Source organism: Zobellia uliginosa (genome assembly GCF_900156625.1).
Classification (GTDB): domain Bacteria; phylum Bacteroidota; class Bacteroidia; order Flavobacteriales; family Flavobacteriaceae; genus Zobellia; species Zobellia uliginosa.
Genome location: NZ_FTOB01000004.1, coordinates 640,505 through 656,791, shown reverse-complemented (window position 1 = coordinate 656,791; position 16,287 = coordinate 640,505). Strand labels below are relative to the sequence as shown.

General features: G+C 42.3%; 16 protein-coding genes. 5 read left to right on the top strand and 11 right to left on the bottom strand.

Annotated elements, in window-relative coordinates; translation table 11 throughout:
• Nucleotides 1–84 precede the first annotated feature (84 nt).
• Together BW980_RS15420 and BW980_RS15415 are read right to left on the bottom strand one after the other, a co-directional pair.
• Nucleotides 85–2,154, bottom strand: a complete 2,070-nt coding sequence (locus tag BW980_RS15420; protein WP_076456061.1) for a T9SS type B sorting domain-containing protein — start codon at nt 2,152–2,154, stop codon at nt 85–87.
• 106 nt (nt 2,155–2,260) lie between these two features.
• Complete coding sequence (locus BW980_RS15415) at nt 2,261–2,707, bottom strand: Lrp/AsnC family transcriptional regulator (RefSeq protein WP_076456060.1); 447 nt, start codon at nt 2,705–2,707, stop codon at nt 2,261–2,263.
• 126 nt (nt 2,708–2,833) lie between these two features.
• Between BW980_RS15415 and BW980_RS15410 the strand changes: the two genes are divergently transcribed.
• The 3 genes from BW980_RS15410 to BW980_RS15400 all read left to right on the top strand — a co-directional run bounded on the left by BW980_RS15410 (nt 2,834) and on the right by BW980_RS15400 (nt 4,978).
• Complete coding sequence (locus BW980_RS15410) at nt 2,834–3,247, top strand: hypothetical protein (protein WP_076456059.1); 414 nt, start codon at nt 2,834–2,836, stop codon at nt 3,245–3,247.
• A gap of 88 nt (nt 3,248–3,335) precedes the next feature.
• Entirely contained in the window at nt 3,336–4,187 is an 852-nt protein-coding gene (gene purU / locus BW980_RS15405; protein WP_139327702.1) for a formyltetrahydrofolate deformylase, read from the top strand.
• 86 nt (nt 4,188–4,273) lie between these two features.
• Nucleotides 4,274–4,978: a DUF4197 domain-containing protein gene (locus BW980_RS15400; protein WP_013994145.1), complete on the top strand. Its 705-nt coding sequence runs from the start codon at nt 4,274–4,276 to the stop codon at nt 4,976–4,978.
• A 259-nt stretch (nt 4,979–5,237) separates the two neighbouring features.
• On the opposite strand, the gene BW980_RS15395 is transcribed toward BW980_RS15400, so the two are convergent.
• Entirely contained in the window at nt 5,238–6,029 is a 792-nt protein-coding gene (locus BW980_RS15395; protein ID WP_076456057.1) for an alpha/beta fold hydrolase, read from the bottom strand.
• A 386-nt stretch (nt 6,030–6,415) separates the two neighbouring features.
• Between BW980_RS15395 and BW980_RS15390 the strand changes: the two genes are divergently transcribed.
• Complete coding sequence (locus BW980_RS15390; protein ID WP_046287489.1) at nt 6,416–6,613, top strand: hypothetical protein; 198 nt, start codon at nt 6,416–6,418, stop codon at nt 6,611–6,613.
• Nucleotides 6,614–6,625: 12 nt separating this feature from the next.
• On the opposite strand, the gene pyrF is transcribed toward BW980_RS15390, so the two are convergent.
• The 8 genes from pyrF to BW980_RS15350 form a co-directional block, all read right to left on the bottom strand.
• Nucleotides 6,626–7,435 (bottom strand): orotidine-5'-phosphate decarboxylase, encoded by an 810-nt coding sequence (gene pyrF / locus BW980_RS15385; protein WP_076456056.1) that lies wholly within the window; start codon nt 7,433–7,435, stop codon nt 6,626–6,628.
• 45 nt (nt 7,436–7,480) lie between these two features.
• Nucleotides 7,481–8,557, bottom strand: coding sequence for a peptide chain release factor 1 (gene prfA / locus BW980_RS15380; RefSeq protein WP_076456055.1), 1,077 nt, complete (start codon nt 8,555–8,557; stop codon nt 7,481–7,483).
• 95 nt (nt 8,558–8,652) lie between these two features.
• Entirely contained in the window at nt 8,653–9,612 is a 960-nt protein-coding gene (locus tag BW980_RS15375; RefSeq protein ID WP_394333500.1) for an FAD:protein FMN transferase, read from the bottom strand.
• A 30-nt stretch (nt 9,613–9,642) separates the two neighbouring features.
• Nucleotides 9,643–10,074, bottom strand: a complete 432-nt coding sequence (locus tag BW980_RS15370; protein ID WP_076456053.1) for a thioredoxin family protein — start codon at nt 10,072–10,074, stop codon at nt 9,643–9,645.
• Nucleotides 10,075–10,102: 28 nt separating this feature from the next.
• Nucleotides 10,103–10,552 carry a QcrA and Rieske domain-containing protein gene (locus BW980_RS15365; RefSeq protein WP_076456052.1) on the bottom strand — a complete coding sequence of 150 codons (450 nt, stop codon included), beginning with the start codon at nt 10,550–10,552 and terminating at the stop codon, nt 10,103–10,105.
• Between the two features lie 50 nt (nt 10,553–10,602).
• Nucleotides 10,603–11,784, bottom strand: coding sequence for an AIR synthase related protein (locus tag BW980_RS15360; protein WP_076456051.1), 1,182 nt, complete (start codon nt 11,782–11,784; stop codon nt 10,603–10,605).
• A gap of 84 nt (nt 11,785–11,868) precedes the next feature.
• Entirely contained in the window at nt 11,869–12,717 is an 849-nt protein-coding gene (locus tag BW980_RS15355; protein ID WP_076456050.1) for a transporter, read from the bottom strand.
• A 117-nt stretch (nt 12,718–12,834) separates the two neighbouring features.
• The gene (locus BW980_RS15350) at nt 12,835–15,021 is read right to left on the bottom strand and encodes a glutamine synthetase III family protein (RefSeq protein ID WP_076456049.1); all 2,187 of its coding nucleotides are present in this window, start codon (nt 15,019–15,021) and stop codon (nt 12,835–12,837) included.
• Nucleotides 15,022–15,232: 211 nt separating this feature from the next.
• Between BW980_RS15350 and BW980_RS15345 the strand changes: the two genes are divergently transcribed.
• The gene (locus BW980_RS15345) at nt 15,233–16,249 is read left to right on the top strand and encodes a glutamine synthetase beta-grasp domain-containing protein (protein ID WP_076456048.1); all 1,017 of its coding nucleotides are present in this window, start codon (nt 15,233–15,235) and stop codon (nt 16,247–16,249) included.
• The last annotated feature ends 38 nt before the right edge of the window (nt 16,250–16,287 follow it).

Sequence of the window (16,287 nt, the reverse complement as noted above, 5' to 3'; positions counted from 1 at the left end):
GCGAGCGTTCTCCTACAGAAAGTTTGTGTTTTTATTCAAAAACACAAAAAATTACAGATACAACATCGATATTCAAGGCAGCGATTATCTTTTTAGGGAGAAATGGCCCTTAAACTCCTTTCGCTCCCCATCTTTGGTATATGCTATCCTGAACCAATAATCATTCGAAGGAGCAATACCTCCGTTGAAAGAACCGTCCCAAGCAAGATTCCCCTTCAATTGACGTATCAGCATACCGTATTGATTATAAATCGTCACCTCGGGGTTTTCCAATTGGGGAACATCTATAATAGACCACGTATCATTGACCCCATCACCATTAGGGGTAAAGAATCTCGGAAAATCGACAACCATAAATTCCTTTGAAAGCACGCTACAGTTGTACTCATCGGTTAGGTATGCGGTATGCCCTCCTGCCGACAAGCCCTCGAACCTATTAGCGGAGGTAAAATCAAGGCCATCGACACTGTAGCGATAATTCCCATCTCCTTCAGCTATAATATCGATTGTGGTATTCTCGGTGAACGGATCTGAAACAAAATCAATTTCAAACACTCTGGCACGAGAAGAAACAAACACCTGGGTAGCCAAAGAAAATTCACACCCCAACTCCATATTTTGAAGTTGCACAATATAGGTACCCGCTTCGCTTGCCGTAAAAGAAGCATCGCTAGCATCGGCAATCTTGTTTTCAGGGGACAACTCCCCTTTATACCAAGCAAAGCTGTATACCGATGCGGATAACCCCGTATCCAAAACCGGCAAGGGTTCAAGGGTTTCCCCGTCAGCCCCCAAACACAAGACATATTCCTCTTGAAGCTCGGACCGGAAATCAATTCCCAATAATTTCAATTCAAACGTCGCAATTTCGTAACAACTATTTCCTGACGATATCCGAACAAAAACCGTCTCGAAAGCATGGGTCAACTCATACGCGGTCGGATTCCCTATAGCATTTTTAAAAGCCCGCGCATCTTCTTCCGACGAGTAGTAGGTAAGCTGATAAATTTTAGGGTCTTGCCCTCCCAATATGAGTTCAGAATTAACGGTAAGGTCAACGACCTGCTTACCAGTGGCATCAACATCACAAAAATTCAAAGAAACAGGGGGCGATATAATTTGGGGCGGCAAAATAAACTCAAGTGTCACGCCTCCATTAGCGACACATGATTCAGAAAACCCTATATCTACGCGATACTTTCCACTCTCGGTAACATCTACCTTGGACAAGCCTGCCCATTCGACCCGTTCGACTTCATCTTTATACCACTTATACTCACCTACTCCTTCAGTGGTCGCATCCAAAGCGATGGTCTCCCCAATACACATTGGATTACCATCTTCTACCGTTCTATTTTCACCTAGATCTGCCCCTAAAGTAAAACTTCCCGCCTCCAGAAACACCGCCGAATCTACCTGCGAATCGCGGTTATCGGCAATCACCAGTTTTATATTATAAGCATTGCCTGGCACCACTTTCGATTCAGCCGTAAAACTTTTGGTCTGACCATGAAACGATATAGCCGAATTTTCGTCGTTTATCTTGTCAAAGTATTCAAGATTACGCGGCAAACATTCCTCATTTACCCCTGGCCTTATCGTAGTTACCCTAACAGGAAGTTGACTATTCGGAATAACCGCCAAATTTTTGGAGACCCCTTTGGAGTCGGTCAAGATAAAAGCAAAGACGTCGCCAAAAACACATTGAAAGTTCTCTTGGTATTCTTCGGAAGCAAACAGGAAATTGAAAGTGATACGGTCCGCATACGGAACAAAATCAAATTGAATGTAAGAGGCGTTATAAAGTGCATCAGAACTAGTAATGGCCCGTAAATCGTCATCACCGGCCCACTTTTCGCTACCAGAATCATGAATATCGACATTTGGGCCTTCGGCCAATTTGGCCCGACCCGTACTGAGCACAATACCTTCCTCATACGGAAAATCACTACCGTTGGCCTGAAAATAACCAATACCGTTCAAACCTTCCGCAGACCCGGTTTGTGAACTATAATTCGACGTTTCCGCACAATTACTATCCACCAAGATATCACGAATCAATTCTTCCACCGAATATGTGGTATCATCTACGCGTATTTGGGCCCATAGCCCAAAAGAAGATAGCAGCATTGCCAAGAATCCCAATTGTTTCATTTCGTACAGTGTGTCCTTCCGAAAAAAACGGAAAGCTAAATATAAGGAACTCTTAATTAGCCCACACCACGAATTAAAGACCAATTGCCGAAAATAAATTACATTTTTAAAAAGTGTTCTTCCCAATAGGCGCGCTTGACACCACATTGGAAAGAATGATATGGGTGCGTGTTTCACCATACTGAATCAGCTTATCGATAAAGCGCTCCAAATGAAACTGATCTTTCAGCACTACCTCCATTACAATGTTCTCGTTACCCGTAATCCTATAGCAGTTCACAACCTCTTTATAGGTCTTCACCATCTCTAAAAAAGGTTTTAATTTCCCCATAAAGGCCCTAAGGGTAATAATGGCCTTTAAGTGATGACCCGTCTTTGCATGAGACACTTTAGTAATATACCCTTCTATAATTCCCAGGTCTTCCATCTTCTTGATGCGCTCCGCTACTGCCGGTGCCGTTAAGCCGACTTGGCGCCCAATATCGGCAAAGGTTTCACGCGCATTTGCCTGAAGGCATTTGAGTATTTTCCAGTTTAAATCATCTATATTCATTTTCGTGTCTAAAAATTATAAAAACCTTATTATCTAAAGCTAATTTACAAAATCACTTTCGTTTCTAAAGACAAAAGTTCAAAACTGGCCGTAACTTTATGAAACAAAATTGCTAGTAAAAGAAAAATGTCTTACAAGAATCTTCGTGACATACCCGTCTACAAAAAAGCCCTAGAGCTCTGCCATATGAGCAGGGAAATTGCTTCGTATGTTTCTTTGAACAAAGACCTTTTAAAACTCTACCAATCTAATAGCCATAGGGATAGCATTGCCGACTCCCTATTGACCGATGCCATTCTAATACCTAAGAAAATTGCCTTGGCGGAAATAAGCGGGTGCCATATTGAACGGATGAAGAGCGCCAGCTTTATCAATATTATGATACGAAACATTAATTCGTACTGTACCGGCCTTGAAAAAGATGGTGTAAAGGAAAAGGAATATCTTAATCTGCTTCGAAAAGAAATCAAAAGTTTTAGACGTTCGTTTAAAAAGTGGCGCAGTTCGTTTCCCGATGGAGGTTCCAATTATTGGAATTAAGTCGCTGCACCCCATTTTGTTTTAAAACCCGAATTATACTAAAATTGTTAGTTTAAAGTTCTAATTTTGAAGTTTTAAATTATCGATTTTGAAAACGACCATTCTTATCCATTGCCCCGATCAAGCGGGAATCATAAGTGCTGTCACGAATTTTATCCATCAGCACCATGGCAACATCATATATTTGGACCAACATGTAGACAAAGAGGCCAATGTCTTCTTTATGCGTCTTGACAGTGACTTTGACCTTTCAACATTTTCAAAAGAAACGTTCAAGAACGAATTCCAGAAAGAACTAGCCGACCGGTACAACATGCAATGGAGCATGCATGAAGCCGGCATAAAACCTAAGATGGCCATTTTCGTATCAAAATACAATCACTGTTTATACGACCTTTTAAGCCGGTTTAACTCCAGTGAGCTCGAAGTAGAGATTCCTTTTATCATCAGCAACCACCCCGACCTTAAGCCCATTGCCGAACAATTTGACATTCCGTTCTACCACATACCCGTAACCAAGGACACTAAGGCCGAAGCTGAGACGAAACAATTGGAACTACTCAAGCAACACGGCGTAAATTTTATTGTCTTGGCGCGGTATATGCAAATTGTAAGTCCGAAAATCATTAGCAACTTCCCCAATCGTATTATCAACATCCACCACTCGTTTCTTCCGGCATTTGCAGGCGCCAAACCCTATCATGCAGCCTTTAAACGTGGCGTTAAGATCATTGGGGCTACGAGCCATTACGTTACCGAAGAACTCGATGCGGGACCGATCATAGAACAAGACGTTACTACGGTAACCCACGCCCATAGCATCAAAGACTTTATCGCCAAGGGCCGGGATCTTGAAAAAATAGTGCTTTCAAGGGCCGTTAAACTACATATTCTAAGAAAGACTATGGTCTACAACAATAAGACCGTCATTTTTTCGTAATATAATTCGATACATAAAAGAAAGAAAAGGCATACCCATTTGGATAGGCCACACTTTTATTTTTCCTAATAGACAAAAAAGCAGCTATGAAAAAAATATTTCTCTTATTTCTCGCACTGAACCTAACGGCCTGTGGCGAACTTCAACAAGTTATAGACCAATTGCCCCAAGGACAAACCGCCCTCGGCAATGACCAAATTGCCGCCGGCCTACGACAAGCCCTTGACAAAGGCATTAAAAGCCAGGTAAGCAAGCTCACTCAAGAAGACGGCTTCCTAAAGAACGAAGCCGTAAAAATTCTTTTACCCGAAGAACTTCAAAAGGTTGATAAGACCCTTCGAGATATCGGACTTGGAAATTTGGCCGACGAAGGCCTAAAGGTAATCAATAGGGCCGCAGAAGATGCCGTAGGCGAAGCTACCCCTATTTTTGTCGATGCGGTAAAAGGTATCACCTTCAATGATGCCAAGAACATTTTATTAGGTAGTGACGATGCCGCCACCCAATACCTCACCTCGGCCACACAAACCCAACTCTACGCCAAATTCAACCCCGTCATCAAAAACTCTTTCGATAAAGTAGGTGCCGATAAGGTATGGAGCAACCTCATCTCAAAATACAATAGCATACCCCTTACAAAGAAGGTAAACCCTGATTTGACCGACTATGTTACCCAAGAAGCACTCAAGGGCGTTTACACCATGATCGCGGTCGAGGAAAAGGAAATAAGAAACAATGCCGCTTCGCGTACAACCGATCTTTTAAAGCGCGTTTTCAGCCTTCAAGATTAAAAAAAATATTTAGTAAAAATCTTACAATAACTTGAAAATTAACCCGTTAAACTCATAGATAGTCTTTAAAGACAACTTATCCGCGACCTTTGATCGAACACCATAGGTTTAAGATTACAATATTGAATATTTTGAGTTAGTAATTTTTGAGTTAGTTAGTTTAAAACCGGTGGGAGCACCGGTTTTTTTGTGCCTTTTCAATAGAAAAGAGCATTGCACCCAGTTTCAAAAAATAATAGATTTCTTTACAGTTCAAAATCTAATACCCTCTATCGACATCGGAAACAAAGTCAATAACAAAGCGATTGAAGAGTTGTGGCTGTTCCACGTTCACTACGTGCCCGCAATGCTCAATGGTCAACAAACTCGACTGAGATTGTTTTTGGACCATTTTTTTGACGGAAGGCAAAAAAAGATAGTCTTCACCCCCCATCACATAAAGTGTAGGAATATCGACATCCCCTGCCCTAAAGAAACGCAAGAGCCTATTGATTTGCGAACCCATCTTGTACCATCTTACAAATTCCTTCTGATACATTCGCTTGGCCTCTCTCACAAAAAGCAAGCGTGACTCTTTATGGTTTCCATCCGGCATGATGGCAAACGTGAATAATTTATAGAGCCATATATAGGGTACCAAGGACTTAAAAAGCCCTCCAAAGCCCATTAAAATCCTGAATCGCATATCCAACCGGATAATAGCCCCGCCCAAAACCATGCTTTCCACACGATCGGGATGTTTTTCGGCCAAATTCCTTATAAGCACCGTGCCCAGCGAAATACCGATAAAATGCGATTTTTGAATTTTCAGATAGTCCAACACTTCCAAAATATCCTCTGTAATATAATCAAAGGTATATTTATCGTCGAAGGCATCCTTTAGGCTCGGTTTTGAGTCACCATGCCCCCTAAGGTCCAACAGTAAAATATTAAAGTGTTTCTTAAACTCCCTCAACTGTTTGTACCAAATAGAAGAACTGCCTCCGGCACCATGTACGAAGGTCACCCAAGAATCAGACTCTTGATGCAGATATGTAACGTAATTTAACAAAGTGTTCTCTCGACTTTTCCAATTAGGAAACCTTGCAATGTATTAAATCTTTTGATCCAATTTCAGGCCGTAACCGAAATATAATCCACACCACCTTAAAAAAAACAAAAAACGCAATAAACAGGAAGAAAAACCAAGAATCTGATTATCAACACAATACAAAACAAGCAAATGATCGACAATACCACATTATTTTAACAAAAAACACTTTACCAAAACCACAAGAAAATTGGAGTTATTAACAAGTACACCATAAGATTCTCAGCAAGCAGATTGAGTAATTGTAAATAAATCATCAATTCATCTTAATTTTTGCCATATACAGCGATTATCGACATCCAAAGACAATTTCCGTCCGTATATTTGTTGTAAAGGATTATAAGACTATGGAAAATCAGTATTGCAAAGTAGGAACAGTTACTCCAATAACCTCTAATAGAAACGCGATTTCTCTTTTAGAGTACCAGTATCAAACTTTTTTAAGCAAGGCAAGCGACATGAAATATACCGATGCCAAATTGGTAGAGTTTTTTGAGCAAAAAGCCCTTAAGATTCAAAAAGTTTTAGAGAATATGATCAAGTAGTTTCAACCGAAACTATAGCAGTTCGGCCATTTGACCTTGAAGCTCTAAGGCTTTTTGCCTTGCCGCGTCCGCAAAATCCGATTCTGCCGAGGCGTATATGATACCTCGCGAAGAGTTTACAAGAAGGCCAACCTTATCGTTCATTCCATTTTCGCAGACATCCTTTAGACTACCCCCCTGTGCCCCCACCCCGGGAACCAGCAGAAAACTATCAGGTACGATTTCGCGTATCTCCTTTAGATACTCCGCCTTGGTCGCACCGACCACATACATTAAGTTTTCGGAATTCTCATAGGACTTTGAGGTCTCAAGAACGGTCTTGTACAATTCCTTACCATCTACCAATTTGGTTTGAAAATCAAAGGCTCCCACATTCGAGGTCAGGGCCAACAATATGGTATGTTTATCCTTAAAGGCTAAAAACGGCTCTACGGAATCTTTTCCCATATACGGAGCTATGGTCACCGAATCAAACTGTAAGTCCTCTAAAAAAGCCTTAGCGTAACGCGTAGAGGTATTTCCTATATCCCCTCTCTTGGCATCGGCAATGGTGAATTGCTCAGGATAATTTTCATTTAGGTAACGAATCGTCTTCTCCAAAGCTTGCCAGCCCTTGATACCATAAGCCTCATAAAATGCAATGTTCGGCTTGTACGAGACGCAAATATCATGTGTCGCGTCAATTATCGCCTTATTAAAGGCAAATATGGGGTCCTCCTCTTCCAATAGATGCGGTGGCACCTTTTCCAAATCGGTATCAAGGCCAATGCAGAGGAAGGATTTTTTCTTATAAATCTGGGCAACAAGTTGTTCTGTAGTCATAGTATCGCTACGGCTATAATTAAGATTCTTGAAAATTTAGGTCGGCTAGAAAATCTCGGAAGCTTCTTTTAGTTTTTCGGTATTCTCTACAAAACTCAACTCATCGATTATCTTTTGGATATCGCCATCAATAATATTTTGCAGATCGTACAAGGTAAGTCCGATACGGTGATCGGTAACCCGTCCTTGCGGATAGTTATAAGTTCTAATCTTTGCCGAACGGTCACCGCTACTCACCTGGGAATTTCGCTTTGCAGCATCTTCTTCCTGTTTTTTGGCAAGTTCTAGATCGTACAAACGCGAACGCAACACCCTAAAAGCCTTGTCTTTGTTCTTGTGCTGTGATTTCTGGTCTTGACATTGCGCCACCAATCCGGTAGGGATATGCGTTAAACGCACCGCTGAATACGTAGTGTTTACAGACTGCCCTCCAGGCCCAGAAGAACAGAAGAAATCTATTCGAACGTCTTTGGGATCGATTTGCACATCAAAATCCTCGGCTTCCGGAAGCACCATAACGGTAGCCGCACTGGTATGTACCCTCCCTTGGGTCTCGGTCTGTGGCACACGCTGTACACGGTGTACCCCTGCCTCGAACTTTAAAGTTCCATAGACATCCTTGCCGGTTACTTCAAATTGGATTTCCTTATACCCCCCACTGGTACCTTCACTCAAATCGATGACATTGGTCTTCCAACCTTTGCTCTCACAATATTTGGTATACATACGAAACAGGTCCCCAGCAAAAATACTGGCTTCATCACCCCCCGTTCCGGCCCTGATCTCGACTACGACATCTTTGGCGTCTTCTGGATCCTTGGGAATAAGCATCAACTTGATTTCCTCCTCCAATTGCGGAAGGGCCTCTTTAGCTTCTTCCAACTGCATTTTGGCCATTTCCACCATTTCGGCGTCACTGCCATCCGCTATAATTTCATCGGCTTCCTGAATATTATCCATAAGCTCCACGTACTGTTCACGTTTTGCCACAAGCTCTTTTAAATCGGAGTATTCTTTGGTCAATTCCACATAACGTTTCTGATCCGAAATAATATCGGGCTGAATAATAAGGTCGGAAACCTCATCAAAACGCTGCTTAACTATATTGAGTTTATCTATCATTATCTTACATCACTTGTGCTGCGAATTTACGACAAATTTGCACATTTATTGATATCCCTAAGGTTTTCGGCAAAAAGAGGAATAAGCCCTTAGGCCTAGTTGTTCAGTAATATGCCACTGCTTTTGTGCACTTTATTGCTATCGTCTACCAAAATAGCCTCGGTATCCCCCAATTGGTTGATAAGGGCAAGCCCCTCTTTTTTACCCAGTATATACACGGCCGTAGCCAAGGCATCACAAATTTCGGCGCTTTTGGCAAATATGGACACACTATTGATTCCCGTAGAGGGATACCCGGTTCTAGGGTCGATGATATGCGAATACTTCACCCCGTTAAAGACAACATACTTCTCATAGTTGCCCGAAGTGGCCACAGACGACTCAACGATAGGTAACCAAGAGAAGATTTTCTCTTCGCTCAGCGGATTGGCTATACCAATAAGCCATTTTTCCCCTGTAGCCTTCGTCCCCCATGTAGTAAGGTCGCCGGCCGCATTTATAATCCCCCCCAATACCTGTTTTGAAACCAAAAGCTCTTTGGCCTTATCGGCCGCATAGCCCTTTCCTATGGCCCCGAAAGAAATTTTCATGCCTTTTTCAGCCAGAAATACCGTTTTTTCGGACGAATCTAGGATGATTTTCTCGTAGCCGACTCTTTTTACCGAATTTTCGATTTCCTTTTTACTGGGCATTCGAACCATGGAGCCATCAAAACTCCATATTTCATCCATAGAGGCAAAAGAAATATCAAAGGCCCCATCGGTAATTTCCGAAAGTTTCTTGGCCCGTTCTATCAGCATAAACATTTCAGCACTTACCTTGACCGGTTTAATTCCCGCATTTGCATTTATCAAGGAGGTTTCCGAATCGGGTTTCCAAGAAGAAATCATATTTTCAATACGTTGGATTTCAGCGGTAGCCTCCTCTATATTGATATACCCTAAATCTTCATTGGCGGATACCACCGTAATATCGAACCGAGAGCCCATAAGCTCCATCGCCCTGTGCACGGTTACCAATTTCTTATCCTGGGAAAAACCAATAGAAAAGAACAAAAAAGAAAGTATATACAATACCGCCCTCACTTATAACATGGATTTTAAATGCGCAACATATTCTTTTGGAGAAAGCTTCAAATAGCCAGTCCGCCCCAAGACTTCTTCTTTTTCCGATAAAAGAACCACTAAGGGAAAGTGCCCCTGGGGATTGAACTTTTCGGCCAACTCTTTATTTTTCGCACTGAGTTCAGCGCTAAGTTGATTTGCTTTTTTCCGTGGAAAATCGGCCTTATAAAGTATCAGTTCATTTTGGGCGAATTTTTTAAACTCTTCCGATTGCCAGATGGTCTTATCCAGTTTTATGCAAGGCGCACACCAATCGGAGCCCGCAAAAACCAATACCATTTTCTTGTTGTCCGCTTTTGACAAAGCCAAGGCCTGTGTGTAATCTTCTTGCCAATCTTGGGCAGAAAGGGAAGTAGCCAGAGCAACAAAAAACAAAAGTATTATCTTTTTCATATTAGGTCTAAAACAAAATCAGTGCCACTTATTCAAATACGCGTAGCATATTATCGTTCAGCTCGGTCTTAAAAATTTTCAATGGCTTCGAGGTCACCCCTTCCACTTTTTCGTATATCGGTGTTCCGTCTTGTTCAAAACGCGACCCGTGTACATCACAATAAAATATTCCTCCATCTATATCTGCAAAACGCACCTGCTCATATCCTTGATGGCTACAGACCTGGCTCGCCGCTACATATTCACCTTCCAAATTCTGCACAACGACCACCAAATCTTTCAATACGAATCCGCCTTTTTCGGCAAGTTTCGCATTTTCAGGGGCACTTAAGTCAATGGTAAAATCTACCCCGGTAGGTACCGGGACATTACCGCCGTCTTCATCTTCGCTATCCGTAGAACAAGCATGAAGACATGGAAAAGCGATAGCAAAGGCTGCACTAGCCCCAAGACTTTTCAAAAACTGCTTTCTTTCCATAGTACAATTGTTTACTATAGAAAACGGCGGATTGAAACGATTCGTATACCTTAATATACAAACTTGCCATAAGGACTCTCGATGGTCAGTTTTTTAGCGGAATGCGCCTCGACCCTTCCAACGATTTGCGCATCTACCCCAAAACTCTTGGAAATAGCGATAAGATCATCGGCCACCGATTCATTGGTATAGATTTCAAGACGATGCCCGCAGTTGAAGACCTGATACATCTCTTTCCAGTCGGTACCGGATTGTTCTTGAATCAATTTAAACAGGGGGGGAACCGGAAATAAATTATCTTTTACGATATGTAGTTCATCGATAAAATGCAAAATCTTGGTTTGCGCACCACCACTACAATGCACCATACCATGAATATCTTGGGAAGTATATTTGCTTAATATTTTCTTTACGATGGGCGCATAGGTCCGGGTAGGCGACAACACCAGTTTACCCGCGTCCAATGGCACGTTTTCACCTACCTTATCGGTTAACTTGACATTACCGGAATACACCAAATCATCAGGTACGGAAGCGTCAAAACTCTCAGGATATTTCTCGGCGAGATATTTGGAAAAAACGTCGTGCCTAGCGGAAGTAAGGCCATTACTTCCCATACCGCCGTTATATTCCTTTTCATAGGAAGCCTGTCCGAAAGAAGCCAAACCTACGATAACGTCACCGGCCTTTATGTTGGCGTTATCGATTACATCTTTCTTTCTTAACCTGGCAGTAACCGTTGAATCGACAATAATGGTACGCACCAAATCTCCCACATCGGCAGTTTCACCTCCGGTAGACCGAATGGTAAGACCATGCTGGGCCAAATCTTCAATAAGCTCTTCGGTACCATTGATGATTTCCGATATTACTTCACCGGGAATCAAGTTTTTATTCCGTCCTATAGTGGAGGAGAGCATAATATTATCGGTAGCGCCCACACAGATAAGGTCATCTATGTTCATAATAAGTGCATCTTGGGCAATACCTTTCCATACCGAGAGGTCTCCCGTTTCTTTCCAGTACATATAGGCCAAAGACGATTTTGTTCCCGCACCGTCGGCATGCATGACCAAACAGTACCCATCATCGTTAGTCAGATAATCAGGCACGATTTTACAGAACGCCTTAGGAAAGAGTCCCTTATCAATATTCTTTATGGCATTGTGCACATCTTCTTTTGAGGCAGAAACCCCTCTTTGACTGTATCTTTCACTGGTAGATGAACTCATTATTACGGCTTTTTGGCAAAAATAAGGTATTCACCGAATAATCATCGCTTGACAAAAAAAACTTTCCAAAAGTTCTCAAGTAGATTAAAATTTGTGATAAATCCCTCCGCCCAAAACCGCCCTTTTCGGCACGTTGGTTCCAGAGATGGCCGAGGTGTAGTTCGCCAGCACACCAAACTTTTGCGTAATTTCAACTATACCCTTTATACCATACGCAAGGTACTCTTGATCATTGAGGTAGAATCCCGTAGCCCGATTGGCTTCCGGAAGCACAACATCCCCATTTTCGAAAGAGGTGGAAAAATCAAGAAAACCGATCAACCAAAGTCGTTTTATAGGTTTTACACCGACCTCTGCCCCCGCCCTATAACTTGAACTATAGTCGTTAAAACGGATATCGACCCCCGTGGATGCCTGAACAAAGAAATTAGCATATCCCCTACCGATATTCAGTTTTGGGGACAAGGTATAAGTATCATAGCCACTTCTTAATCCCGAGGCTTCAAAATAGCTTCCGGTATTGGCCTCGACATTAAGCTGTCCGGAAATCGCCCATTTATTATTATAAAGTTGATGTTTTACACCAAGTACCAAATTACCCAAGGTCGTTTCAGAACCATCAGAAGTAATGGGCACACCAGCTGTAGATGACACCACATCGCCAGCTTTGATCATTTTAACCGGTAGGCTCAAGAGCACCGTAGTCTTATCGGAAATACCGTATTCACCAAAAAGTTGAAGGGTGTTATCGGTGATTTTTCGCTCGGTTCTATAATCGGGGTTTCCATAAATACCCGAATAACCAGCTATATTATAAAACGACAACTGAACGTAAGCTTCGTTTTTTGCCTTTGTCCACGCTCCCTGAGAGAAAAGGGAAACCGAAAATAAAAAAAGCAGGGTAAAAAGGTATTTTTTTAAGGTACTATGCATCTTTAGAATGTTTTAGATATTCTTTACTTAGTATACCTTTTCACCATTGCCTTACATCAGCTTGACCAATAATAAGGTCTTTTACCTAATTTACGGCCAAGCCGACACAAACTCTCATTATTTGATAGACAACAACTCCCGATATTTGACCAAGGGCCAATAACGGTTATCCACAAGCATTTCCAGCTTATCACAATGCATTCTTATTTTTTCAAAATAAGGCTTGACATCGTCACTGTATGCAAAGGCTTTTTTGCGGGTATCGGTCAGTTTATTGGCTTTTCTACGGGCATCCGTCATTGCATCTACCTGTTTTTTAAGCTCGGCAATGTGTTCGGCGATCTGCTCTATAATACCTGATTGACCATCGGTCAGTTTTCGGTGGGCCGCCCCATAAATTTCTTTGAGTCCCAACACATTCTTGATCAAAATATTCTGATATTCTATTACCGATGGGATAATATGGCTATATACCAATTCGTTCAACACCCTACCCTCTATCTGTATGTGCAAGATATAGGCCTCAAGTTCCACTTCTTGCCTTGCGGCAACCTCCTTTTCGCTCATCACCCCCATAGATGCAAAGAGCTCCAAGCTTTGCTTTGAGGTCAGTACCTGAAGGGCGGCCGGAGTGGTTTTATTGTTACTAAGCTTTCTGCGTTCCGCTTCCTTTTGCCAATCTTCGCTATAACCATCACCATCAAAACGAATGCGTTTTGAAGTTTTGATATACTCCCGCAAAACATTGAATACGGCCTCATCCTTTTTAAGGCTCTTTTTATCGACAAGCGCATCTACCTCTTTTTTAAACTCCCGCAGTTGCTTGGCCACTATAGTGTTCAAAATAGTCATCGGTTTGGCACAGTTCGTTTTTGAACCTACGCCACGCATTTCAAATTTATTTCCGGTAAAGGCAAAGGGGGAAGTCCTGTTACGATCCGTATTGTCAAGTAGAATTTCAGGTATTTTACCTACCACGTTCAATTTAAGCTCAGTTTTTTCCTCAGGGGACAACTTTCCTTTGGAAACGCCTTCCAATTCATCCAACACATTACCCAACTGCTTACCAACGAATATCGACAAGATTGCCGGCGGAGCCTCGTTCGCGCCCAACCTATGGTCATTGCTCGCCGAGGCTATAGACGAACGCAACAGCTCTTCATAGGTATCTACCGCCTTGATAGTATTGATAAAAAAGGTCAAAAACTGAAGGTTCTTCATAGGCGTAGACCCCGGACTCAACAAATTCACGCCCGTATCGGTCGCCAGCGACCAGTTATTGTGCTTACCCGAACCATTGATACCGGCAAAGGGTTTTTCATGAAAGAGCACTTTAAGGTTGTGCTTATCCGCAATGCGGTCCATGACATCCATCAAGAGCAGGTTATGATCTACCGCCAAATTAGCCTCTTCAAAAACAGGGGCCAATTCAAATTGGTTCGGCGCCACTTCGTTATGCCTTGTCTTAACGGGAATACCCAGGCGCATACATTCCAGCTCGAGTTCCTTCATAAAACTAATGGCCCTCAAGGGTATCACCCCAAAATAATGATCATCAAGTTGCTGTCCCTTTGCGGCCGAATGCCCTACCAAGGTTCTCCCCGTCAGACTTATATCACTACGTGAATGGGCCAATGCCTTATCGACCAAGAAGTACTCTTGCTCCCAGCCCAAAGTAGCATTTACCTTGACCACGGTTTTATCAAAATATTTTGCCACGGCGGTTGCCGCCTCGTCTATGGCATTAAGGGCACGCAAAAGCGGTGCCTTATTATCTAAAGCTTCACCTGTATACGAAACAAAGATTGTTGGAATACAAAGTGTCGTATCGTAAACAAAAGCCGGACTCGTAGGGTCCCATGCGGTATAGCCACGAGCTTCAAAAGTATTGCGAATCCCACCACTTGGAAAACTTGAAGCATCAGGCTCTTGTTGCACCAATTGACCACCGCCGAATTTCTCCAAGGCCCTGCCATCAGGCAGCAGATCAAAAAAAGCATCGTGCTTTTCGGCAGTTGCCCCCGTAAGCGGCTGAAACCAATGCGTATAGTGCGTAGCACCCATTTCTATAGCCCAGGTTTTCATGGCCTCGGCCACCTGGTCAGCTATCTTTCTATCTATTTTAGATCCCGAGAAAATAGCCCCCTGCACACTTTCCAAAGCATCTTTGGTAAGATACTGTAGCATACGCTCCTTATTAAAAACATTGCTTCCAAAAAGCTTGGAACGTCGCCCTTTTTCCTCAACACCTACACGCTCTCTTTTCCGGCTTTCGGTCATTGCATCAAATCGCTGTCTCGACATAGTATATACTTAAAAATTTCGGCTAAAATAGCAATTAACGAATTAATAATAAAAAGATGAAATAATCAACTTACCACAAAATACCCCTCAAAAAATAGGGCTATCCTAAATAATACTCAATTTTTTCATATTTACCCCCCTAAAAATTAGTATAATTAAGTAAAAAACATATTTTTGTTCGTCTTTAAATGTAAAATTAACTACCGTAATTATGAGCAAAACTAAATTAGAATACATCTGGTTGGACGGATATTTCCCAACGCAAAACATGCGTAGCAAGACTAAGGTCGTAAACGACTTTAGTGGTAAATTGGAAGATTGCCCTATGTGGTCTTTCGACGGAAGTTCAACGAGACAGGCAATCGGCGGCGATTCGGACTGCTTGTTAAAGCCTGTTGCTATCTTCCCAGACCCAGCAAGAAAAGATGGATTTTTGGTAATGACCGAAGTACTTAATGCCGATGGAACACCTCATGAATCTAACGGAAGAGCCACTATTGATGACGATGATAACGATTTCTGGTTTGGTTTTGAGCAAGAATACTTTATAATGGATGCCCATACCCAACTACCTTTAGGTTTCCCTGTTGGTGGCTACCCTGCCCCACAAGGTCTTTACTACTGTTCAGTTGGAGGTAAAAATACACATGGCCGTCAGTTGGTCGAAGAGCACGCCGACCTATGTATCGCTGCCGGACTTAACTTTGAAGGAATCAACCAAGAGGTTGCCTGTGGCCAGTGGGAATTTCAATTGTTCGCCAAAGGAGCCAAATTGGCCGGTGACGAACTTTGGGTTGCCAGATACCTTTTAGACAGACTATCGGAACAATATGGTTACTATATTGAATACCACCCAAAACCATTAGGAAAAGACATGGACTGGAATGGTTCGGGTATGCACGCCAACTTCTCTAACACTACTTTAAGAACTGCGGGCTCAAAAGAGGTTTACGAGAAAATATGTGAGGCTTTCAGACCAGTAGTAAAAGAACACATTGCCGTTTACGGTGAGTTCAACGACCAACGTTTGACCGGTCTTCACGAAACTGCATCGATCCATGATTTCAGCTACGGTATTTCTGACCGTGGTGCCTCTATCCGTATCCCTATCGCTACTGTTGAGAGCGGATGGAAAGGATGGTTGGAAGACAGAAGACCAGCTTCTAACGGTGACCCATACAAAATCGCCGGAAGAATCGTTAAAACGGTTAAATCTGCCGATGTTTAATTCGATCTAATTTTTTTGTTGTTAATATAATGTAAAAC